Genomic DNA, 458 nt, shown 5'->3' with positions numbered 1-458 from the left:
AGTCATAGGTGCTGTGGATTAGTGGATAACTTTAAAAAAGTCGCGAAAATAAAGGTTATTCACATGTGGATAACCTGTGTATCATGTGTACAACTTTTCCACGTTATCCACAAATTAACTTCGGATATCTTTTTCCAAACTTTCGATTTCTTGACGTAAAGTTGGGTCATTTTCGATATCTTTTTTAATTTTATCATGTGCATGGATGACTGTTGTATGGTCACGACCACCAAATTCTTCTCCAATTTTAGGTAATGAAAAATCTGTTAGCTCACGTGATAAATACATTGCGATTTGTCGCGGATATGCGATAGATTTCGTTCTTTTCTTAGCTACAAAGTCTTCAATACGCACGCCATAATATTCGCCGACAACCTTTTGGATATCTTGAATCGTGATTTTTTTAGTTTTAGTCACTTGAATAATATCTTTTAATGCATCGGCAGTGAGTTCTGTTG

Annotated in this window: 1 protein-coding gene; it reads right to left on the bottom strand. The window is 35.2% G+C overall.

Annotated features, from left to right (window positions below):
* Positions 1-114: 114 nt before the first annotated feature.
* Positions 115-458: helix-turn-helix domain-containing protein (locus D9R02_RS11885; RefSeq protein WP_310793832.1), on the bottom strand; the 344-nt coding region annotated here is incomplete at its 5' end.

The sequence above is a fragment of the Kocuria rhizophila genome (genome assembly GCF_003667225.1).
In the GTDB taxonomy this organism is placed as follows: domain Bacteria; phylum Actinomycetota; class Actinomycetes; order Actinomycetales; family Micrococcaceae; genus Kocuria; species Kocuria rhizophila.
The sequence above is the reverse complement of the archived record's forward strand: the minus strand, read 5'-3'. Positions and strand labels throughout refer to the sequence as shown.